This window comes from Moraxella sp. CTOTU47616, from assembly GCF_032017465.1.
GTDB classification, from domain to species: domain Bacteria; phylum Pseudomonadota; class Gammaproteobacteria; order Pseudomonadales; family Moraxellaceae; genus Faucicola; species Faucicola tetraodonis.
The window spans coordinates 90,529-113,439 of the sequence record NZ_DALZPU010000002.1; the positions used below are offsets into that span (position 1 = coordinate 90,529).

Here is a 22,911-nt window from a genome sequence, read left to right on the forward strand (position 1 = left end):
GCCTTTATCAAAAAGGCTTATTTTATCACACTCAAATTTTAGGATGGGGATTTTGTAATTGCCACAGGGGCTATCTTTTACCCAACTATGCTTTACCCAAATTATGCTTTACCTAAATTTGGAAACTTCACCGATAAAATTGCTGTCACTGTTAGCACGGTGGCAATAAAGCCTAACGAGATAGCCATCGGCACATGGAACACATCAAGCAGCAGCATTTTAGCGCCAATAAACACCAAGATGACACTAAGCGCATAAGGCAATAAATGGAATTTATCCGCCAAACCCGATAACAAGAAGAACATCGCTCGTAGACCCAAAATAGCCAGCAAGTTTGCCGTCAAAACAATAAATGGGTCGGTAGTGACCGCAAAAATTGCAGGAATCGAATCCACCGCAAAAATCACATCTGACAATTCAACCAAGATAAGCACCACCGCTAACGGGGTAAAATATTTTACGCCATTTTTCACCAACACAAACCGCTCTTGACCTGATGCATCATGGCTGTCATCAGTGACCCTCAGATATTTTTGCAAAAACTTATACAGCCCTGACTGCTTCGGGTCTGCTTGGTCGTCATGGTTTTGCCACATTTTCACCCCGGTGTAGAGCAAGAACGCACCAAAAATATATAAAATCCAGCTAAACTCTGTGACAAGCCAAGCACCTGCAAAAATCATCACCGTACGCATGATGATAGCACCCAATACGCCATACAATAAGATTTTACGCTGCATCACTGGGTTTACCGCAAACGCCGCAAAAATCATCAACCATACAAAGACGTTATCAATGGCGAGCGATTTTTCCAGTAAATATCCTGTAAAAAACTCCCCTACTTTTTGAGTGGCGATAGCACCGCCAAAATTCTGTGATAGATACCACCATAGACCGCCTGCAAACAACACAGACACGCCCACCCAAATGGCACTCCAAATACCCGCTTGTTTCATCGAAACCGCTTCACCATTTTTTGGGGTTTTAAAGGTAAAAAAATCAACCAATAATAGTATTGCTACGATAGCAAAGAACACAGCATACAGCATGGGACTGCCAATGCTCATGGGTTCTGTCATTTGATTCACTGCTGCAAGTAACATTATCGCTCCTTAGTATGCATTTACAAACTATGGCTGGCAATAAGTCAAAGGATTTTGGGAAATGCTAAGCACAAAAAAACCTTGACTCACACCGACCAAATATGTGGTTGTGTTAAGTCAAGGTCTGGCTTACTATTTGATAATTAGCTCAATATATGGCTAAAAAATAGCTGATTTACCGGTAAGCGGCTACTTACGTAATGACGATAAATCACAAACTGCTGAAGTGAGAAGTTACTCCCCTTGATAGCGATAATGTAGCAGATAAACGATGACTTATCAATTGAATTTATCAATCAGTAAGTTTTGAATTTATTGTTTATGTTAGCTAGCGTATTTAGCGTTTAGACAATTAATTAAATACTTTCCCCATACAGTTAGGATGATAAACTAACACCCATGCGTAAAATTATTCATATCGATATGGATGCGTTCTTTGCCAGTGTTGAGCAACGGGATAATCCTGAGTTACAAGGTAAACCTTTGGTCGTTGGCGGTGATCCCAATGGGCGCGGTGTCGTCGCAGCAGCAAGTTATGAGATACGCAAGTTCGGTGTGCATTCTGCCATGTCATGCTATCGAGCGCGTCAGCTATGTCCACAAGCAATTTTTGTCAAACCACGCTTTGAGGTGTATCATGAAGTTAGTGAGCAAATTCGTGCCATTATGTACCAATATACGCCACTGGTCGAACCTTTATCACTGGATGAGGCGTATCTAGATGTGACCAATAGCCCGCATGAAAAAAATTCTGCGACACTAATCGCCAATCGCATTCGCCAACAGATTTTGCGACAAACGCAGCTGACCGCTTCAGCCGGGGTGTCTTATAACAAAATGCTTGCCAAAATCGCGTCAGATTTAAATAAACCCAACGGAATTGCGGTTATCACACCTGAGCAAGGATTGGACTTCATCGCCAATTTACCGGTAAAAAAATTTCATGGGATTGGCAAAGCCACCGTCAAAATGTTGCATGACATGGGTATATTTACAGGATTGGATTTACGCAATACCCCAGCTGACATATTAAAACAACGCTTTGGCAAACGGGGTGATTTCTTTCACCAGATTGCCCACGGTATTGATAATCGAGAGGTTAAAGCTGAGCGCAAACATAAATCTGTGGGTTCTGAGACAACGTTTTTACAAAATACCATGGATGATAAAGTCATTGTGGCTGCCCTATATCGCGAAAATAGCCAAGCGTTTAAAGATTTACAAAAAAAGCAGCGTTACGCTCGCACCATCACCATTAAAATCAAATACAGCGATTTTAGTGTGATTACCCGCTCTCATAGTATTTCTTCCCACTTTGAACAAGAATCCGATGCCCATTATTGGATTCAATGGCTATACGAGCATACCCCAAAACTTTTACCCGTACGTTTGGTTGGGGTGACTTATTCAAATTTGCTGCAAGCTGAAGCCTCACCACAGATGCCATTATTATAAGCCACTATAAGCCAAATTTTGCCAATATATTTTTTAGCTAAACGTTTAAATAATTTTTATGTAAATGCTAACAACAGTAAAACCCTGCTATATTGCAGGGTCTTACTTTATTGTTATCCTACTTAATTAAAAGCTATCCTACTTAATTAAAATTAGATGAGCCTAACTTAACGATTGTTAGGTAAGCTGTGCTACGTTAATTTTGTTTGCTTCTTCAGTATACTCGCTCATACGGTCGAAGTTTAAGTATTTGTAGATATCTGCTGACATGCTGTTGAGCTTACCAGCATATTGTTGGTATTCTTCGTTGGTAGGTAGTTTACCAAGTACTGCAGCCACCGACGCCAACTCGGCAGAAGCCAAGTACACGTTGGCACCTTGACCTAAACGGTTCGGGAAGTTACGTGTCGAAGTTGATACGGCGGTTGATTTTGGTGCGATACGCGCTTGGTTACCCATACACAGTGAACAACCCGGCATTTCAGTACGTGCGCCCGCTTGTGCATAGACATTATACAGACCTTCATCCATCAATTGGCGTGCATCCATTTTAGTGGGTGGTGCAATCCATAGACGTGTGCTTAAGCTACCAGCAGGTACTTCTTTTAACAACGCGCCCGCTGCACGGAAGTGACCGATGTTGGTCATACATGAACCGATGAATACTTCATCAATCTTGTCGCCAGCAACGTCTGCCAAGGTTTTGGCGTCATCTGGGTCGTTTGGACAGCAAAGAATCGGTTCTTTGATGGCGCTCATATCGATAGTGATGTCAGCGGCATATTCTGCATCTGCATCAGCACGTAACAATGTTGGGTTGGCAAGCCATGCCTCCATACCTTTGATACGGCGTGCAATCGTACGCGCATCGCCATAACCTTCAGAAATCATCCATTTGAGTAGGGTGATGTTTGACGTTAGGTATTCTTTTACTGATTCTTCAGACAGGGTGATAGTACAACCTGCGGCTGAACGTTCGGCAGAGGCATCTGATAATTCGAATGCTTGTTCAACGGTTAAGTCTTCTAAACCTTCGATTTCTAGAATACGGCCGTTAAATACGTTTTTCTTACCGGCTTTCTCAACGGTCAATAAACCTTCTTTGATGGCTTGGTAAGGAATCGCATGTACCAAGTCACGCAAGGTGATACCAGGCTGCATTTCACCGACAAAACGTACACGAACTGATTCTGGCATATCTAATGGCATCACACCGGTTGCTGCAGCAAACGCCACTAGACCTGAACCTGCTGGGAACGAAATACCCATTGGGAAGCGGGTATGTGAGTCACCACCTGTACCAACGGTATCAGGCAATAGCATACGGTTGAGCCATGAGTGAATAATACCATCACCTGGACGTAATGATACACCGCCACGATTCATGATGAAGTCAGGGAGTGTGTGCTGAGTTTCTACATCGATTGGTTTTGGATAAGCTGCCGTATGACAGAATGATTGCATGACCAAATCTGCAGAGAAGCCTAAACAAGCCAAGTCTTTTAATTCGTCACGGGTCATAGGACCTGTGGTATCTTGCGAACCCACGGTCGTCATTTTTGGCTCACAGTAGGCACCAGGACGAATACCTTCTACGCCACAAGCTTTACCGACCATTTTTTGCGCTAAAGTATAGCCTTTACCGGTGTCTGCAGGTTGTTCGGGTTTTGCAAAAATGTCAGACGCGCCCAAACCTAGATATTCACGGGCTTTGTTGGTCAAGCCACGACCTACAATCAATGGAATACGACCACCGGCACGCACTTCATCAAGAAGCGTTGGTGATTTTAATTCAAAAGTTGCAATCACTTCATCAGAATCATGTTTGGTGATTTTGCCGTCATGTGGGTAGATATCAAATACATCACCCATGTTAAGTTTGCTAACATCTACTTCGATAGGTAATGAGCCAGCATCTTCCATGGTGTTGAAGAAAATCGGTGCGATTTTACCACCCAATACCAGACCGCCAGCACGTTTGTTTGGCACGCCTTTGATGTCATCACCCATTAACCATAACACTGAGTTGGTCGCTGATTTACGGCTTGAACCGGTACCGACCACATCACCCACATATGCCAATGGAATACCGTCTTTTTTCATCTCTTCGATTTGTTTCATCGGACCAATCACGCCGTCTTGGTCTGGCACAATGCCTTCACGCGCATTTTTTAGCATGGCTAATGCGTGCAGTGGGATGTCTGGACGTGACCATGCATCTTGGGCAGGTGACAAATCATCGGTATTGGTTTCACCGGTGACTTTGAAGGTTTTGTAAGTGGCTTTTTTTGGCACTTCTGGACGGCTGGTGAACCATTCGGCGTTTGCCCAAGATTGTAACACTTCTTTGGCTACTTCATTGCCCGCTTCCGCTTTTTCAGTGACATCATTAAAGGCATCAAATACCAGTAAGGTTTTTTTCAGCGCGTCGCCCGCACCTTTGGCCAATTCTTTATCATCTAATGCTTGGATTAATGGTTCTACGTTGTAGCCACCTTGCATATGACCCAATAATTCAATCGCTTTTTGTTTTGAAATCAGCGGCGAAGTGGTTTCGCCTTTAACGATGGCCGCTAGAAATGCCGCTTTAACATACGCTGCTTGGTCAACCCCAGGTGGAATACGGTTTTCTAATAAGTCTACAAGTGTTTCTTCTTCACCCGCTGGTGGATTTTTTAATAGTTCAACCAAATCAGCCGTTTGCTGTTCGTTAAGTGGCTGTGGCACAATACCCTGTGCCGCACGATTTTCGACGTGTTTACGATAGTTCTCTAGCATGAATCGTCCTCATAGTCATGTAAGATTATTGTGTTAACCATGCGTCTGCAAGCCCTCTTCACAACACAGTTGAATTTTGAAATGGCTACTAGCCAGCATGGCTTTGGCTAAAAAATTTAACCCTTCTAATATACTTGAAATGTGATGAAATGTTAATGAGAAAATACGTTTTTGTTAACATAGCCATTATTTTTTAAAAAAATAGCCCAATAATTTTTAATAAATGCGTTTGAGCCGATTGTCGCTTTTTTTACTAGGATGAAAAATAACTTTGGCTGTGTACTTTAAACAACAAAGCTTATCCCAAAATAGTTTAAATTCGTCAGCCTAGATTTCTGTTATAATAACCCCCTAAAATCTGCTAAATGAATTCAAGGATTAATCATAGCAATGACCGACACTGTACAAACTTTTGCCCCTTCAACGCCGCACACCGATAGACCCATCGCTCGTGAAAAGCCAAAACGTCCTGAAGTGGGTGAAAAACTACGTGGCCATGATAAAGTTGCCCGTATTCCGATTAAAATCATTCCAACGGTAGAAACCCCAAAAAAACCTGACTGGATTCGCGTCAAGCTGTCATCGCCCAGTGAAGTAGCGCGCATCAAGTCAACCTTGCGTGAACAAAAGCTGTATACGGTTTGTGAAGAAGCGGCTTGCCCTAACCTGCCCCAATGTTTTGGTGATGGCACCGCGACCTTTATGATTATGGGAGATATTTGTACCCGTCGCTGCCCATTTTGTGATGTGGCGCATGGTCGCCCCAATGCGCTCGATGAGCTTGAGCCGATTCACACCGCTGAGACCATTGCGGGTCTAGGGTTAAAATATGCGGTGATTACCTCGGTTGACCGAGATGATTTGCGTGACGGCGGCGCGGAACATTTTGCCAATGTCATTAAAGAATCTCGTCAGTTAAGCCCTAATTGCTTGATTGAGATTTTAGTCCCTGATTTTCGGGGTCGTGAGCAAGTGGCACTTGATATCTTAAGTAACACAGCGCCTGATGTGTTTAACCACAATATCGAAACCGTGCCACGTTTGTATAAAGCGTTTCGTCCAGGGTCGGATTATCAGCACTCATTACAGCTGTTAAAAGATTACAAAGCGCGTCGCCCTGATATCGTCACCAAATGTGGTTTTATGGTGGGTCTTGGCGAGACTGAAGAAGAGGTTTATGCCTTACTCGATGATTTAAAGGCGCATGATGTCGATTTAATTACCATCGGTCAATATTTGCAGCCAAGCAAATCTCACGCCCCAGTTGATAGATTTGTGCATCCGGATGAATTCGACCGTTATACTGCACACGGTAAAAAATTGGGCTTTGCAAATATTTGGGCAGGTCCGATGGTGCGCTCAAGCTATTTTGCCGATCGTCAATATTATGGTGAGCCTTGTCCGCGCCCTACCCGTGGTGCCAATCCGTTATCAGAAGCGGACATGAAAAAATCAGGTTGTTGATTTTTGCGTTGATATGTGCATTGATTTGTGAATTTGTGCGTTGATTTAAAGCCGTCATTAGACGGCTTTTTTATGCTACCCTAATTGTAAAATAACATACAGGAAATTTGCGATGGATAACAACTACACATTCTATCTGCCTAAGGTGCCGCCCGTTGCTACTTTACTAATCGTACATGGCATGGCAGAGCACCAAGGGCGCTACCAACCTTTTGCGCAATTTTTGGCAAATCATGGTATTGCGGTGTTGACCTTTGACCATTTGGGTCATGGACAGCAAGCCTATGACAATGGTTGCTTAGGCTATATGGGTAACCCTAATCCTGCTGAGTTGATGATTGACAATGTGATGGACCATGCGCAGTTAATCGCTGAAAAATACCCTGATATCCCCCATTTTATCTTGGGTCACAGTATGGGGTCATTTATCGTTCGCTGTATTTTGCAGCGCTATGGTGAGCGATTTGCGGGCGCAATAATTATGGGCACCTCAGATTTTAACCCATTGGCAAACTTGTTTGTGCCGGTGACCAAAAATCTTAATCACTTTACCACGCGGCGCACCAATCCGGTATTGGATAAGATTTTAAACCAATTTAATAACTTACCCTTTAGAAAAGAACCCGATTTACAAGGGTTTAATTGGCTCAATTCAGATCCTAAGCAAGTAAAAGCCTACCTTGATGACAAGCTTTGCGGCTTTCAGTTTACCAACAATGGCTATTTTGCGCTTATGTCGTTGATGCAAGCAGGCACCCATAAGCATTGGTATCAACAAGTACCCAGACAGTTACCGCTGCTATTTGTCAGCGGAAAAGATGACCCCGTTGGGCAGATGGGAAAAGGCATTCCGCGTATCGTCAAACGTTTGCAACAAAATAATTTTGCTTCGGTGAGCGTGCAGCAATATGAAGCGATGCGCCATGAAATCTTGCTAGAGCCTAATCACCAACAAGTGTATGATGATATTTTGGCTTGGCTCACTCACCCTATCAATTAGTTTAAAATCCCTGAGTCTTACCACTAAGTCTTTAGGCGGGGTTTTATAACTGTCATGATGAATAGACTATTAGCCTCGTTTTGACACGCCAGTTGCTTGTTAGAAATATCGATGTGACGTATTGAAAGATTCGAAAAAACAACCATTTAATCTAAAGTTATTCATGCAGCTAAGTTATAGGAAATGTCATTGAGTACAACTGATAAAATTAAAGTGCGTTTAGATAAATGGCTATGGGCAGCAAGGTTTTATAAAACCCGTACCCTAGCCAAGGAAGCGATTGAATCGGGACGGGTCCACCATTTTGGCAATCGCGTCAAGGTCAGTAAAGAAATAGCGGTGGGCGATGAATTGACGATTCGTCAAGGGTCAGCCAATCATTACACCCAAAAGACGGTCAAGGTGCTAGCGCTGTCTGAAGTGCGCGGCAATGCCACTGCCGCCAGTGTGCTTTATCAAGAGACCGATGCCAGTATCAGTCAACGAGAATTTTTCACCGAACAAAAAAAACTTGCCAATCTTGCCCGCCCCGATCATCGCCCAAATAAAAAACAGCGTCGTCAGTTAAGCCGTTTTAGGGATATTAACCATTTTGGCAGTGATGAAGAAGGTTTTTAGGTGGCTGTCATGGGGTCATAAAAATCGCAATTTTCCCCGTGATATTTCGTTATAATAAGCACTTTATCATTGCACTAGTCATTGCACTGGCGATGAGCAACTCTGCCGATTATTAACGATATTTTTATGACCAATCTTTTTGAACCTAACCCTGTGCAGGCTAATGCTAGCTATGTGGATATTAGCGCATACAATACCATGGCATTAGCCTGCCAAGCCAAACAATTCATTCGCCTAACTCAACTATCTGATATTGAGCCCACTTTTAAGCAACTGGCAGCCCATCAACAAGCGTTTGTTGTGCTATCCAATGGCAGTAATATCATTTTGCCCGAAGTGTTGGACGCGGTTGTCGTGTCACCCAGTCTTAAAGGTAAAACTATCCTGTCTGAAGACACCCAAACCATAACCCTTGAGGTGATGGCTGGCGAGGATTGGCATACGCTAGTGCTAGACACGGTCAATCAAGGTTGGTATGGACTGGAAAATTTGGCGTTAATCCCAAGCTGGGTGGGTGGCAGTCCCGTGCAAAACATCGGTGCCTATGGGGTACAAGCTGAAGATGTGATAGACAGTGTAAAAGCGTTTCATATACCGAGCTTAACGTGGCATCATCTAAGCAACGCTGATTGCGAGTTTAGCTACCGTGACAGCTTGTTTAAACAGCAAGCAGGACAGTGGCTCATTACCAGCGTCATTTTTACCCTCAGTAAAACTGCCAAACCCAATACCCAGTATGGGGATGTGGCAAAAGTTGCTCAGCACTATGCTAGCCAAGCGGGTCGCGATGAAGTCACACCCGTGGATACCATGAACGCCATCATCGACATTCGTCAAAGTAAATTGCCCGATACCAACGACTTGCCCAATTGTGGCAGCTTTTTTAAAAACCCCATCGTTGCCAAATCTCAAGTTGACCAGTTACTACAGAGCCATCCCAATCTAGTGCATTATCCTGTCAAAGATGCCCAAGGCAATTTGACCGATTACTGCAAAGTTGCAGCTGGCTGGCTTATTGACCAATCAGGGCTTAAAGGTAAAGGCATTGCACCGATTTTAACGCATGTAAAACAAGCGCTAGTATTGACTAACCATGCGCCAAAAGTTGCGACGCAACGTGATGTCGCCAAAAGTATGCAATTTATACAGCAGACTGTATTGGATAAATTTGGGATAAAATTGGAAGCTGAACCGGTTTGGATTGAATCTGATGGTAGCATTCGCCAAGCTCATTAACTACCTTGAGCGATTTTTTTCAATCATCAAACGGATTTTGACCGTTGTTGTATTGGTGGGGTGTTTAATCACACTCAGTTTTTTTACACCGCTGTTTTCTACCATCGTATTGTTTATCTTAGATTGCTATCGCCTACCAGAATCGGCGGTGAGCGTCAATCCTGCAACGGCGATTGTGGTATTAGGTGGCGGACTAACCAATAATCAGCAAAATGAGATTGTGATTAACCAATTCACCGAAAGTCGATTGATTAAAGCAAGCCAAGTATATCAGCAGACTGGCTTACCCATCATCGTCAGTGGTAAGGAGGCGCCATGGATGGCAAAATGGCTACAAAAAAAAGGCATTATGTGGGTTTTAGCAGAAAAAAACAGCTTTAACACCTGCCAAAATGCAAAATATACCGCAGAAATGGTCAATGTCAGACAGGTAATTTTGGTGACCGATACGTATCACATGGACCGCTCAAGACGGCAGTTTGCCATCAATGGGGTGGCTAGTATTCCAAGTATCGCCCCATTACCAAAGGCAAATGATTGGCAGCATTTTGATCAGAATCTGCAGCATTCAAGACGTGCCTTGTATGAATTGTTGGCATTCGCTCGCGATCTTGTTAAACCCCAATACGACTGCCAACCAACCAATAAATGAGTTATTTTTGAATCTCTACATTGGTGTAGCCAGCTGACTGTAAGGCAGACTTGGCTTGTTGGGCACGACCGCCACCACGACTATACACTTTAATGGTATCTGATTTTGCAATACCTTGCGCCGTTATTTTGGCAAGTAATTCACTGTGTGGAATATTAATGGCACCGGTTGGATGATTCACAGAATACTCCTCTGGGGTACGCACATCAATGACCACTGTGGCCGCGTTTGCTGTTGGCATCAATAATGCGCCAACCATGACAGCCGCGCCTAAGGCAAGCAACTGTTTCTTTGAAAGCTTAAGGGAAGGCTTAAAGATTTTAGGCATCAACATCATAATTTCCTTGTAGAATTTTGAGTTTTAAAACCAAGTCAAACCTCAATGTTTAACCTGCTATTATTATAGCATTCATTGTTCGCACTCAAATCACTGAGTTGCTTTGATTTGCAACCCATGTGTTTATTTTGTAATCATACCAATGGCTATTTGATTGCTGCTATTTAATTGCTAGGGCAACACTGCGACATTTTGCCGCATTTATTTATGGCAAAATAAGCGTATAATGGTTTTCTTAACTTAATTCGTTTATTTACGCCAAGTAATGGGGATGCCCGATGCAAAGCATGTATTTTTTGATTCCTATTAGTTTAGTGCTATTTGTATTGGGTATTTTTGCCATTTACTACGCCATCAAATCACGCCAATTTGATGATTTGGACAATGAATCTCAGCGGGTCATTTTGGATGACAGACAATTTCGCCGTGAACAATTGGGGCAAAATCCCGCCAAGCCTTCATCTTCTCAGCCCCCAAAAACACAAGACCCTACTGACGAGCAAAAATAACGCGTTGGTGTTATCTTTCTTCCTGCTGATTTGTTTCTATTGATTTATTTACGTCTTGCAAAAATTTTTAGACTTTTTTGGAGCATTTTATGACCTGGGCATTATTTTTGGCAGCGTTTAGCATGGGATTGTTTGGCTCACCGCACTGCCTGGGGATGTGCGGTGGCATTGTGACGGCTTTTGGGCTGTCTATGCAGCATGTATCGGACAGCAAAAAAAATGGCTTGATTTTGACGTATCATTTGGGACGCCTCATCAGTTATTCCTTGCTTGGATTGATTGCCGGTTTTGTTGGGGTGGCAATCTTTCAATCCATTATGAGCAACAGTGCGCCAAGAATTGTACTGGGTGCGGTATTGGTGTTGATTGGGCTTGCGATGCTTGGGTTACCGCTGTTTAATCAGTTAGAAAAGTTCGGGATGCGCTTTTGGCAATCGCTTGCCCCGATACGCAAAAAAGTGTTTCCGATTGATAGCTTTGGTAAAGCTTTGTTTGCTGGCTTGCTTTGGGGATTTTTGCCGTGTGGATTGGTGTATGGTGCGCTCATGATGGCGATTGCTGGCAACAACGTCGCTACAGGGGCGGCTCTAATGTTTGTATTTGGGCTAGGTACCATGCCGATGTTGATTGCCACGCAAAAAACTGTGGGGATGCTACAGTCGAGTATTAAAAATTTTCGTCTTCGCCAAATTAATGGGGTGATTATGATGTTGTCTGGGCTTGCGGTGATTTTTATCCCGATGATGATGCACCATAACCATGGTTCACATAATCAAGGTTCACACAGTCATGCCATGAATGAGACGAGTATGCACCACGATATGTCGACGATGAATCATTCTGCGTCTAATCCTGCTTCTATGCCAGCTTCGACTACCATGCCTATGAACCATAATATGAGTGATGATATGAACCATAATCATAACATGAATCACGACATGCACAATATGCAGGATATGGATAAGCACCATGAGGTGGCGATGCCTGCCAGTACCAGTCCCTAATCACTAGTTACTAGTTACTAGTCAGTAATCATTCATTTATATTGCCCAAAAAAAACAAACCTCTTAATCGGTATATTAAGAGGTTATCGGTTACGAATTTTTAGGTTTTACGCTTAACTTGCAGTTTACATTTCTACCGCGTCATCGCCTTCGTCAAGATAGATGATATCGGTTTCATATTCAAACGCTTCATTTAACATATCTAACATTTTTTACTCCTATCCTTCTTTATCCAATGATTATGGATTTTTTATTCATTTTAAGGCTTTTGCCATTTTTTAGTTGTTTACTTACTATTTTACGTTATCAATGCAACTTCATAACGTCATGATATTTAACGTGAGTTTGATGACATTAGCATGAAATTCATGTGACAGGAATATGAATTTACAAAAAATTACTTTTATTGAAGAATAATCCAGCTACCGAGCAGGTTTGTCGAGGTCGCTAAGTAGTTTTGGCACGCTTTTGAGTCGCTGTTGCTGTTCGTCATAGGCTTGTTTTTGGACGCGGTAAATTTCATACACGCACAATTCTTCGCAGCCGTTGTTGCAACATTCCCAATCTTCAGGATAGGTAGGTTCTTCAATCAGGCGCTCGCCATTAGGTAATTGATTTTCCATCATTTTCTAAATCTTCTTTTTCGCTATAACACGCTTATGATGAGACAATAATTATTTATTATCAGGTCATCATCACGTTTTTAAAGATAATTTCTCTATGAGATTTTTCACCGCGTCAATCCGTCCTTCTGGTGTGGCAAGGGCTTTGTCGTCCATCATTTTTAGCCCTGTCGCGCCATTCATTTTAAATTTTTTCGGATTCGATTGAATAAGCCCAATAATGGTAATGGCTTCTACAGGGGTGCTGGGTGAAAACTCAAAGGTGACTTGGCGCTCATTGCCATCAATTTTGCTAATCTCCAGCGCTTCAGCCATTAAGCGGATTTGGTGAATGGCAAATAGATTTTTGGTCGGCTCGGGCAAACTGCCAAAACGGTCTAGCATTTCGCTGCGGATACTAATTAGGCTGTCATAGTCTTCAGCATTGGCAATTTTTTTATAAAACAATAGCCGCTGATGGACATCACCCAGATAATCTTCAGGAATGAGTGCCGACAAATGCAGATTAATGTCACTGGTTAGCGATAATGGGGTGTTCAAATCAGGTTGTTTACCTGCTTTGATGGCCTTGGTGGCACGGTTTAGCATATCCATATACAGGTTAAAACCAACCGCTTGCATATTACCACTTTGGTTTTTGCCCAGTAGCTCGCCCGCCCCACGAATCTCAAGGTCTTCACTGGCAAGCATAAAGCCTGCCCCCAATGTATTGGCACGGCTGATGGCATCAAGCCGCTTTTGTGCATCGCTGGTCAAGCCTTTAATAGACGGCACAAGTAGATAACAGTAAGCTTGGTGGTGACTACGCCCAACGCGGCCGCGCAGTTGGTGAAGCTGGGCTAGCCCGAATTTATCGGCACGGTTAATGATAATGGTATTGGCATTGGGGATATCAATGCCTGTTTCGATGATGGTGGTACACACCAGCACATTGTGTCTTTTGTGGTAAAACGATTGCATGATTTGCTCAAGCTCTCGTTCTTTCATCTGACCGTGAGCCACTGCAACCCGAGATTCGGGCACAAGCTCTCGCACGGTTTCTGCCATGCGCTCAATACTTGCCACATCGTTATGCAGTAAAAACACCTGTCCGCCACGCAATAATTCACGCAAAATCGCTTCTTTGAGTAAGTTATCAGACTTTTGCATGACAAAGGTTTTAATTGCCAACCGCCTTGCCGGGGGCGTGGCGATAATCGACATGTTGCGCATACCCGATAACGCCATGTTCAGCGTGCGCGGAATGGGTGTCGCGGTCATTGATAATACATCGACATCCGATTGCATGGCTTTGATACGCTCTTTATCTCGGACGCCAAAACGGTGCTCCTCATCGACAATCATCAGACCTAAGTTGGCAAACTTGACATCTTCTTGCAAAATACGGTGGGTACCGATGACGATATCAATTTTACCTTCGGCTAAGCCTTTGAGAATCGCATCGTGTTGTTTTTTGGTGCCAAAGCGAGACAGGCTTTCAATACGAATGGGCCAATCGGCAAATCTATCCAAAAAGTTGTCTTCGTGTTGCCCAGCAAGCAGCGTCGTCGGTACTAGCACTGCCACTTGATACCCTGCTTGTACCGCAATAAAAGCGGCACGCATTGCCACTTCGGTTTTACCAAAGCCGACATCACCGCACACCAGCCTATCCATGGGCTTATTTTGCTTCATATCAAACTTAACCGCTTCAATGGCATTGGCTTGGTCGGGCGTTTCTTCAAACGCAAATTGACTGGCAAATAGGTCATATTGGATTTGGTCAATTGGGAAGTTAATGCCCACTTTGGCATCACGGCGAGCTTGCACATTTAACAGTTCCGCCGCCACATCATGAATTTGGCTGAGTGCTTTTGCTTTGGCTTTATCCCATTTACCGCTACCTATGGTATGAAGCGGTGCGGTTGCCGAGTCGCCACCCGCATAACGGCTGATAAGCTGCAGATTTGCCACAGGCACATACACACTGGCATCATCGGCATAGGTGAGATGGATGAACTCTTGCAGTTGTCTATCAATCTCAAGGGTAATCAAGCCTTGATAGCGCCCAATGCCAAAATCAATATGCACCACAGGGTCGCCGATATTAAGCTCACTGACCGATTTAACCAAAAACTCATCAGACACATCGCTTTGGCGACGGCGGCGAGTCTGTAACACCTGCCGTCCAAACAACTGGGTTTCTGAGAGAATCGCAAACTTATCGGGGAGCAACGCGCCTCGTTCAATCGGTGCAATGGTCAAGGCAATCGTAGTGCTATGCGCCTCATCCATGTTTGCAAGAAAATCAGTCAATCCTGAAACACTTTGCAAATTAAAGCGTTTTTGCAGCAGCTCCGATAAAATCTCACGGCGACCCGCAGTTTCGGCGACCAATAATATCGGTTTAGCAAACTGATCGCGAAATACCATTAGTCTTTGCAGTGGCTCAGCAAGTTTGTGGTCAACGGTTAAATCAGGGGGTGTGTCAACCAATGCATTGATTGCCCCTGCTCTGGTGTCATCGATTGGCTGTTCGCTGGTGATAATGCGGGGATATTGGGCAATTTTTTCGTTAAAGATATGTTCTGCTAGATACAAATCTTGCGGTGCCACAATCGGTTTTTCGATATCGTGCCTGCGGTCATTGTAGCGAGTTTGGATTTGTTGCCAAAAATTTTGGTAAGCCGTCTCTATTTGATTATCGACGATAAACAAGCTATCTTTGGGCAAATAACTAAAAAAATCCGAGCCATTTTGCCAAGTATCCGTTTCAAAGAATAATGGCTGATAATACTCCACTCCGGCGGGTGCAATGCCGTTCATCACATCGTTAAACAGCTCAAAACGGCGGGCAGATGTGTTGGCAAAGGTGCTAGCAAAATTGGCGCGAAACGTTTCTTTACCCTCATCTAGGGGAAATTCTCGCGCGGGTAAAATCTGAAAACTGGTGATTTTACCGATGGTTTCACCCGATTTTTTTTGACTATTGATAAACTTGACATATTGATGGGGGTCACTGTCTTTTAACTCGTCCAAATCCGCTTGGGTCAAGCTACGCTGGGTTTGTGGGTTAAAAAAACGGATACTCTCAATCTCATCATCAAATAAATCAATGCGCACTGGAAACGGCTGACCAATGGCAAACAAATCAATCACGCTGCCACGCACAGCAAACTCCCCAGGCTCAAAGACATTGTCTACCGCATGATAGCCCGCAGTCGCCAGTTTTCGGCGTTCGGTTGCCACATCAAAGGTGTCACCCACTGACAAATCAAAGTGTTGCCCCAATAACCATGATGCAGGGGCGACGCGGTGCATTAAGGTCTGCACCGAAATCAGTAAAATACCATCCGTTGGCATATGGGTAAGTAAATGAATCCGCTCAGAGACAATATCATGGTGCGGTGACAGTTCGTCATAGGTAAGCGTTTCCCAATCAGGAAACACATGGGCATCCACCCCACTAAATGCCAACTCTGTTTCAAGCTGATTGAGCTGATTTTGGTCACGGGTCACGACGACTTTAAGTCGGTTTTGCTGACCACTATCGCTGCTGGTGAGGCTGGTGAGCCATAAGGCTTGGGTCATGCCTTGTAAGTTGCCCAGCCATTTTTTGTCATGCTTAGCATTGTCAAACAACGATTGGTTAAGGCGAAAGGAAAGATGAGACAGTGGGTGCGTAGCATTCGTCATTGTTATCGGTCTTTTGGTTATAAGTCTTTTGATTAAGAAAGGCGAAAAATAATGACGTTATTGTGGGGGTTTTTGCTGAAAAATTAAAGCTAAAATAGCAGTGTTTTAGCAGACTTTTTGGCAATAACACTTTAACACTTTATCCCTGCAATGCAGCAATCTAGCGTTTTTTACCAAAGTGATATGCAAAAAAACACCGCCAATTTGACGGTGCTTTTTTGTCAAGCTGACGTTATTTTTTGAGCGATTTAGTGATTTGGGCTTTGACAAATTTAGGATTTGAGTTACCCCAGTTGGCGTAGATTTCGGTAAAGAGTGTACCTGTAATATCTTCGATTTCCGACTGGGTGATTTCGGCACTACCTTGTTTACCAAAGATAACCACCTCATCGCCTGCTTTGACATCGGGGTAATCGGTGACATCGACCATGGTGGTATTCATCGAGATTTTGCCCAATGCCGGGACTTTATGACCATTAATTAAGACATGACCTTTGTTGGTAAAGGCGCGACGGTAGCCGTCTGAATAACCAAATGGTAGATTTGCCAAATAGCTATCTCGTGTCAAGGTATAAGTGCGGTCATAGCCAACAGTTGAGCCTTTAGGATAGAAATTGACGCTAGCCACACGGCTTTTGAACGACATGATGTAGTTAAAATCTGGACGTTCAAAGTAAGGCTCGCCAAACAAAATCGCTCCAGGACGCACCATATCAAACCAACCTTCTGGCACGTTCAGCGATACAAACGAATTCGCCGCATGGATGGTGAGTTTTTTACGGTCGAGTTTGGCGGTTTTAATCAGCCAATCAGTGTTTTGTTTAAAACTAGCCAACCCTTTTTGTACATCGGCTTTATCCTCAACAGGAAAATGGGTCATGATACCGACGATATGGAGATTTTTAAGCTTGGTAATTGTCAAAGCGTCTTGTTTAGATTTCTCAACGCTCAAATCCAAGCCGTTACGGTCCATGCCGCCGTCGTTGAGTGCCATATGAAAATTAATGACCACGCCCGCTGCTCGTGCGATATCACTGGCAGTTTGGGCTTGTTTAAGGGTACCAAATAACTCTTCGACATTGTATTTTAAGCCGTCTTCAATTTCTTGGTTGGTCGCCGTACGCACCCGCATCACTCGTCCTTTATAGCCGTGTTTGCGGGCGATACGGGCTTCTTCGTTACTGGCAATGCCGATACAAGGCACTTTATGCTCAATCACGGTAGGCATCAAATTATCAATGCCAAAGCCATACGCATCGGCTTTTAAAATCGCACAGATTTGGGATTTACCACCTAAATGCGCGCGCATCGCTTCAATATTATGCCCGTACGCTTCAGTATCTACTTCAAGCCAAGCGTTGGTATTGGCAAGATTAACGATATGAGGATTATCGCCAGCATACGTTAGCGCGGGCGCGGCTTGCGCGGGCACAGCGTGATACATAAGGGTGGCGATGGCAAGCGATAGCAGAGTTTGATATAGTTTCATAATAATTCCCAAAATGATATGACAATAAAAAATCAGAAAAAGTAAGCGTTTTTATGCGCTGATGTTACCACAATCAAGCCATATAACCAGTTAATCTATCAACAATTGATGCGGGTTTTTAACTAACCTAGGCTACTTTTTAGTGTAGTAGCTTAAGTTAGCTGCTTAAAGCAATGATGTCTTACTTACAATCATGCCATTGTTATCAGCATACACAAAGTCGCCATTATTTATCGTCATTCCGCCAAAATTGAGCGTTACGCCCACATCGCCCACACCTTTGCGATTGGATTTGCGGGGAATGGCGCCGAGCGCTTGTACCCCGATTGGCATTTTGCCCATATCATCCACATCTCTCACACAGCCATACACAATCACGCCAGCCCAGCCATTGTCCACCGCACTTTGGGCAATCATATCACCTAACAACGCACAGCGCATTGACGCCCCACCGTCTACCACCAAAACCTTGCCATTACCTTTATCATCTTTGCCATACGTGGCTAACAGCTCTTTAACACGGCTATTGTCTTCAAAGCATTTGACAGTTACCACTTCACCGCCAAATTTTGTGTTACCGCCATAGCTAAAAAAGCGTTTGCCTTCCATGTTGGGTGCACAAACCTGACATTCTGGATTATCATCTAATAAATCGCAGGTAATAAAATTTTGTAACGTCATGTCGCTCATCATGGCTCCTTAAGTCAATCGTTTTTTGGGAAGGTTAGTTTCTAAACCGCGTCATCGCTAGCATTTCACCGTTACTGATAACTTGGGTTTTCTTGGCGGTATCGACGCTATTAGCACATTTTTCATAGGTATGTTTGATGTGCCAATTGTTGCTCACCAGCGCCATTGCCATCGCTACCCTATCGGCTTCTATGGGACGGACAGGCAGTTTTTTAGGCACAATAGGTTTGATGAGTTTATACGCCGTCTGCGCGATGGTTTCAAGTTTACGGTCATCGTGTTTGCCAAGCAGCAAAGAGGGACGAAAAATTGCCAATTCTTGAAAGCCTAAATTACCAATCGCCGTCTCAAGCTCACCTTTGACACGGTTATAAAAAAAGCGACTATCGGCATTGGCGCCCATTGCCGATAACAAAAAAAACCGCTCTACGCCTTTTTGTTTGCAAGCTTTTGCAAATTCGACATTATAGGTAAAGTCGATTTGTCGAAAAGCCGCTTCACTACCCGCTTCCTTAATGGTGGTACCCAGACAGCTAAAAGCATCGGTGTCTTTACCAATCGACAGCGCAGACACAAATTCATGCATTTGATTAAAATCTTTAAGCTGGTAAAAATGCATCGAATCACTCAACCCTTTTGGCTGAGAGCGCGCAATGATAATGACTTTTTGATAGAGACTGCCAAGCTGAGTGAGTAATGAATTGCCTACCAACCCGGTTGCACCGATAATTAATGCTGTGCGCTGCATAAAACAATGACCTCAGTATGAATATTTTATGAGTTTTTAATGTCATTTTATTTAATCACAGATAATCAAAACTTTCACCTACAAATACGTTTTTTTCAGCGTTGGTGGGCATTGCGCGATGGTTTTTTGGTCAACAGACGAAATACGCTGAATAATCTGCCGAATAAGTTGTCATTGTAGCGTGAGTTTGCTAAAATAGCGGGCTTTAAATCCGCTTGATATCGTTAATTGTGTTTCCGTGTCTAGTGATTCAAGGATTCAAGCAACCCTAACTACCCGTGTCTGTAATAAGCGAATGGCTGCTCACTTACTAACAGATCGATTTATATTGCAAATCCAAGGAGATTTACGTGGCAAATTCTGCACAAGCTCGCAAACGCGCTCGTCAAAACGTTAAACGTCGTCAATTAAAAGCATCACAACGTTCTATGGTTCGTACTTTCATCAAACATGTGGTAAAAGCCGTTGAAGATAAAAACTACGAAGCAGCGACTGAAGCTTACAAAAAAGCAGTTCCAGTGATTGACCGTATTGCTGACAAAGGCGTGATTCACAAAAACAAAGCAGCACGTCATAAAAGCCGCTTAAACAAAGCAATTAAAGCCCTTAAAACTGCTTAATTGTTTGTTTAAAACTTAAAAAGCCAATTCATATTGAATTGGCTTTTTTATTGAGACTGATTTAGCTATAAAATTGATTTAGTTATAAAAAAAAGCTGAAATCAAAATTTCAGCTTTTTATTTAGCTTACCTAATATTAATTTTCTTAAAAACCCATTGACGCTTTTAATCATGGTTTTAATTATGCTTTTAACTCGGCAAGGACTTGTTCACTGACTTTATCAATCGCTTGTGTACCATCAAATTTAGCATAGCGCGGCGCATTTTGACCTGATTTTGCCAAGTCTTGATAAAAACCAACCAAAGCTTCTGTTTGGTTATGATAAGTCGCTAAACGATCACGGATGGTATCTTCTTTATCGTCATCACGCTGGACCAAATCTTCACCGGTTTCGTCATCTTTACCTTCCACTTTGGGTGGATTATAAACCACATGGTACACGCGACCTGAAGCAGGATGAGAACGACGACCTGACAAACGAGACACAATGTCTTCATCAGGTACGGCAATTTCTACCACGTTATCGATGTGTACGCCTGCATCGGCTAACGCTTGGGCTTGTGGAATGGTACGCGGAAAGCCATCAAAAATACAACCGTTGGCACAATCTGGCTGCGCAATACGGGCTTTAACTAGGTTGATAATTAAATCATCTGAGACAAGTCCGCCGGCATCCATGATACTTTTGGCTTGTTTGCCAAGCTCAGTACCTTCTTTGATAGCGGCACGTAGCATATCACCTGTTGAGATTTGTGGAATATTAAATTCCTTGGTGATGATTTGTGCTTGGGTACCCTTACCAGCGCCAGGTGGCCCTAAAAGAATAATACGCTTCATAAACCTATTCCTTAAGTCGAAATTATTAAAATCGCCCTATCTCATTACTGCAATAGCAAAAAAGACCCACAAATGGTGTGTTCGAATAACTAACAGTTTTGAAATACTGGGTTAACAATACTCGTTAACCGCTAAAATCTCAAGCAATTTTTGCAAAATAATTTAAATTGATAGGGGTATTAAAAATAAAAATGTGGCAAGCTTTAATCCGCCCCTTATTCAATTAATCCCCTATTCAATCAAGAGATTTTTCATAACGATTTAAGGCACGATTTTATCAATCAATACGGTTGTCGAGTCAGCCGTTTTCTCTAGCGGTACGGGGTTACTCGTCAAGTCACCACTTTGCGGCATGGCGTCACCTGAAGCACTAATCCGGGCAGTAATCACCAATGGCTCATTCGTGCTAATCGCCGAACTTAAGGTCATGGTCGGCATGATGCTATCGTTATCGCTGATGTTAATTGCCATACCATTGATGGTTAAGCTATCTGCTGACAGTTTTTTGGCAGCAACAGGGGGACCACCTGCCATCTTACGCACATTAACAAATAAGCTTTCGCCTTTTTTCACCCGCCCTAATATCTCCGGGGTGACTTTGACATTGACTGTAATCGCCTGTTCGCCTTGGGCTTCCCGCTGGTTGATAGTCTGCTCAAGTTCAGATAAGCTGCTTAAGGCTTGGGTATGATCGCCAGGACGCGCTTGGATTTCGGTGCGTAGCAGTTCTACCCATTTTCGAGACTGCGCGTAGTTGCCCGCCCGCATTTCGCCCATTGCCATCAGCATTTGTGCGCCTTGGTGTTTGGGACTTTTGGCTAGAATATGCTCAACCACTTGACGGGTTTTGTCATCCATTACCCCGCCTTGGGTAAAAAAGCTAGTTTGGGCGTAGGTGATGGCAACTTTTTCATCATCAGGATTGAGACGATACGCCCTTGCCAAGGCTTCAATTGCTTGCTCGGGTGCTTGCAAAGCTACAAACACTTCAGACAGACGGAACCAACGTAGCGGATCGGTGGCATGATGATGCACATTGGTTTGCATGGCACTAATTAGTCCCACACTGTCTTTGGTCGCCCATTCGGGTGGCGTATCGATTTTTGCGGTCAGCAAATCATCTGCGACTTGTCCCAAGCGATTTTGTGCATCCCATAACTGATAGACGGGCGTGCGGTCGGCAATCATCACATAAGCCATCGCAGATAACAGCGGAATCCAGATGATAACTATCAGACGGCTTTTCCAATTGGGGGTAAAATGGCTGGTATCTTGATTGTCACTGATGTCTAGTAATTGACGCTCTAACGCCAGTTTTTGGGTTTGATAAGTCGCCTCATCGATTTGACCCTCGCCAAAATCGGCATCAAGTTCTACCAACCGTTGTTTAAATACTTCAATATTGAGCGTTAGTAACTGATTATCAGCGCGATTGGCGATGGCGTGATAGTCTTGGGTTTGCAACCAAGGTAACAAGATAAATACCGCAAGCGTGATAGCAAACAAAAGCGCGACAATGATAAAAATAATTAGCGTTGACATTAATTTTCCTTAGCCGCTGCTTGATTGATTTCACTAGTTTTAGCATTGGCAGCGTTATCATTGGCGTTTAACAAATCTTGTAATCGCTGTTGTTCGGCGGCTGAGAGTGGCGCATAGCCGTCTTCTATGGGATTAGCGATGACAGCGGCACGTTTTGACGAATTACGGTTACGAATAAACCAAGCCAGCATCACAAATACCAACAACACCGGCGGAAAAAACCATAAAATCCAGGTGGATGGGCGCACAGGTGGTTTGTAGCTAATAAAGTCACCGTAGCGCTCATTCATATACTGGCGAATTTCGGCGTCGGAACGACCGTCTTTGACCATATCATAGGTCTTTTGTTTTAAATCTTGGGCAATTGGCGCATCGGAACCTGCCAAGTTTTGATTTTGACATTTTGGACAACGAAATTCTTCAATGAGCGCACGATACTGGGCTTCTTGGCGAGGGTTGTCAAATTGGTAGGTATCAATATTTGCCCAAGCCGACATGGATAACCCTGCGACTAGCAACACCGTAGCCAT

20 protein-coding genes are annotated in these 22,911 nt (G+C 43.6%); 9 read left to right on the forward strand and 11 right to left on the reverse strand.

The features are described 5' to 3' along the window. Positions 1-101 precede the first annotated feature (101 nt). Entirely contained in the window at positions 102-1,103 is a 1,002-nt protein-coding gene (locus RTS10_RS02520) for a TerC family protein (RefSeq protein ID WP_312539093.1), read from the reverse strand. Positions 1,104-1,502: 399 nt separating this feature from the next. On the opposite strand from RTS10_RS02520, the gene dinB reads away from it, so the two are divergent. After that, the gene (dinB, locus tag RTS10_RS02525) at positions 1,503-2,558 is read left to right on the forward strand and encodes a DNA polymerase IV (protein WP_312539095.1); all 1,056 of its coding nucleotides are present in this window, start codon (positions 1,503-1,505) and stop codon (positions 2,556-2,558) included. 177 nt (positions 2,559-2,735) lie between these two features. Here the strand turns inward: dinB and acnB are convergent, their stop codons facing one another. Continuing rightward, the gene (gene acnB, locus RTS10_RS02530; protein WP_312539097.1) at positions 2,736-5,336 is read right to left on the reverse strand and encodes a bifunctional aconitate hydratase 2/2-methylisocitrate dehydratase; all 2,601 of its coding nucleotides are present in this window, start codon (positions 5,334-5,336) and stop codon (positions 2,736-2,738) included. 390 nt (positions 5,337-5,726) lie between these two features. Between acnB and lipA the strand changes: the two genes are divergently transcribed. From lipA to RTS10_RS02555, 5 genes are all read left to right on the forward strand, one after another. Next, entirely contained in the window at positions 5,727-6,800 is a 1,074-nt protein-coding gene (gene lipA, locus RTS10_RS02535) for a lipoyl synthase (protein ID WP_312539098.1), read from the forward strand. Positions 6,801-6,912: 112 nt separating this feature from the next. Continuing rightward, entirely contained in the window at positions 6,913-7,800 is an 888-nt protein-coding gene (locus tag RTS10_RS02540; RefSeq protein WP_312539100.1) for an alpha/beta fold hydrolase, read from the forward strand. A 183-nt stretch (positions 7,801-7,983) separates the two neighbouring features. Further along, entirely contained in the window at positions 7,984-8,418 is a 435-nt protein-coding gene (locus RTS10_RS02545) for an RNA-binding S4 domain-containing protein (RefSeq protein WP_036598052.1), read from the forward strand. A 126-nt stretch (positions 8,419-8,544) separates the two neighbouring features. Next, a complete protein-coding gene (murB, locus tag RTS10_RS02550; RefSeq protein ID WP_312539101.1) occupies positions 8,545-9,654 on the forward strand; it encodes a UDP-N-acetylmuramate dehydrogenase in 1,110 nt (369 codons plus the stop codon). Continuing rightward, positions 9,629-10,306 carry a YdcF family protein gene (locus RTS10_RS02555; RefSeq protein ID WP_312539103.1) on the forward strand — a complete coding sequence of 226 codons (678 nt, stop codon included), beginning with the start codon at positions 9,629-9,631 and terminating at the stop codon, positions 10,304-10,306. The genes murB and RTS10_RS02555 overlap by 26 nt, the downstream gene beginning before the upstream one ends. Position 10,307: 1 nt before the next feature. Here RTS10_RS02555 and RTS10_RS02560 read toward each other — a convergent pair whose 3' ends face one another. After that, positions 10,308-10,643 (reverse strand): rhodanese-like domain-containing protein, encoded by a 336-nt coding sequence (locus tag RTS10_RS02560; RefSeq protein ID WP_227715609.1) that lies wholly within the window; start codon positions 10,641-10,643, stop codon positions 10,308-10,310. A 278-nt stretch (positions 10,644-10,921) separates the two neighbouring features. On the opposite strand from RTS10_RS02560, the gene ccoS reads away from it, so the two are divergent. Continuing rightward, positions 10,922-11,152 carry a cbb3-type cytochrome oxidase assembly protein CcoS gene (gene ccoS / locus RTS10_RS02565; RefSeq protein ID WP_096489036.1) on the forward strand — a complete coding sequence of 77 codons (231 nt, stop codon included), beginning with the start codon at positions 10,922-10,924 and terminating at the stop codon, positions 11,150-11,152. 89 nt (positions 11,153-11,241) lie between these two features. After that, positions 11,242-12,156: a sulfite exporter TauE/SafE family protein gene (locus RTS10_RS02570; protein WP_096489037.1), complete on the forward strand. Its 915-nt coding sequence runs from the start codon at positions 11,242-11,244 to the stop codon at positions 12,154-12,156. Positions 12,157-12,578: 422 nt separating this feature from the next. On the opposite strand, the gene RTS10_RS02575 is transcribed toward RTS10_RS02570, so the two are convergent. The 5 genes from RTS10_RS02575 to RTS10_RS02595 form a co-directional block, all read right to left on the reverse strand. Continuing rightward, positions 12,579-12,782, reverse strand: a complete 204-nt coding sequence (locus RTS10_RS02575) for an oxidoreductase-like domain-containing protein (RefSeq protein ID WP_083106240.1) — start codon at positions 12,780-12,782, stop codon at positions 12,579-12,581. A 69-nt stretch (positions 12,783-12,851) separates the two neighbouring features. Further along, positions 12,852-16,454: a transcription-repair coupling factor gene (gene mfd, locus RTS10_RS02580; protein ID WP_312539105.1), complete on the reverse strand. Its 3,603-nt coding sequence runs from the start codon at positions 16,452-16,454 to the stop codon at positions 12,852-12,854. 232 nt (positions 16,455-16,686) lie between these two features. Further along, a complete protein-coding gene (gene alr, locus RTS10_RS02585) occupies positions 16,687-17,943 on the reverse strand; it encodes an alanine racemase (RefSeq protein WP_312539106.1) in 1,257 nt (418 codons plus the stop codon). 165 nt (positions 17,944-18,108) lie between these two features. Further along, positions 18,109-18,624 (reverse strand): ribonuclease E activity regulator RraA, encoded by a 516-nt coding sequence (gene rraA, locus RTS10_RS02590; RefSeq protein ID WP_312539108.1) that lies wholly within the window; start codon positions 18,622-18,624, stop codon positions 18,109-18,111. A gap of 43 nt (positions 18,625-18,667) precedes the next feature. Further along, the gene (locus tag RTS10_RS02595; RefSeq protein WP_312386045.1) at positions 18,668-19,381 is read right to left on the reverse strand and encodes an NAD-dependent epimerase/dehydratase family protein; all 714 of its coding nucleotides are present in this window, start codon (positions 19,379-19,381) and stop codon (positions 18,668-18,670) included. A gap of 350 nt (positions 19,382-19,731) precedes the next feature. Here RTS10_RS02595 and rpsT point away from each other — a divergent pair, with 350 nt between their 5' ends. Further along, positions 19,732-20,001, forward strand: a complete 270-nt coding sequence (rpsT, locus tag RTS10_RS02600) for a 30S ribosomal protein S20 (protein ID WP_007117302.1) — start codon at positions 19,732-19,734, stop codon at positions 19,999-20,001. 181 nt (positions 20,002-20,182) lie between these two features. Here the strand turns inward: rpsT and adk are convergent, their stop codons facing one another. The 3 genes from adk to RTS10_RS02615 all read right to left on the reverse strand — a co-directional run bounded on the left by adk (position 20,183) and on the right by RTS10_RS02615 (position 22,911). After that, positions 20,183-20,839, reverse strand: coding sequence for an adenylate kinase (gene adk / locus RTS10_RS02605; protein WP_096489041.1), 657 nt, complete (start codon positions 20,837-20,839; stop codon positions 20,183-20,185). Positions 20,840-21,100: 261 nt separating this feature from the next. Further along, the gene (ccmI, locus tag RTS10_RS02610) at positions 21,101-22,381 is read right to left on the reverse strand and encodes a c-type cytochrome biogenesis protein CcmI (protein WP_312539110.1); all 1,281 of its coding nucleotides are present in this window, start codon (positions 22,379-22,381) and stop codon (positions 21,101-21,103) included. Further along, positions 22,381-22,911 (reverse strand): cytochrome c-type biogenesis protein, encoded by a 531-nt coding sequence (locus tag RTS10_RS02615; RefSeq protein ID WP_312539354.1) that lies wholly within the window; start codon positions 22,909-22,911, stop codon positions 22,381-22,383. The genes ccmI and RTS10_RS02615 overlap by 1 nt, the downstream gene beginning before the upstream one ends.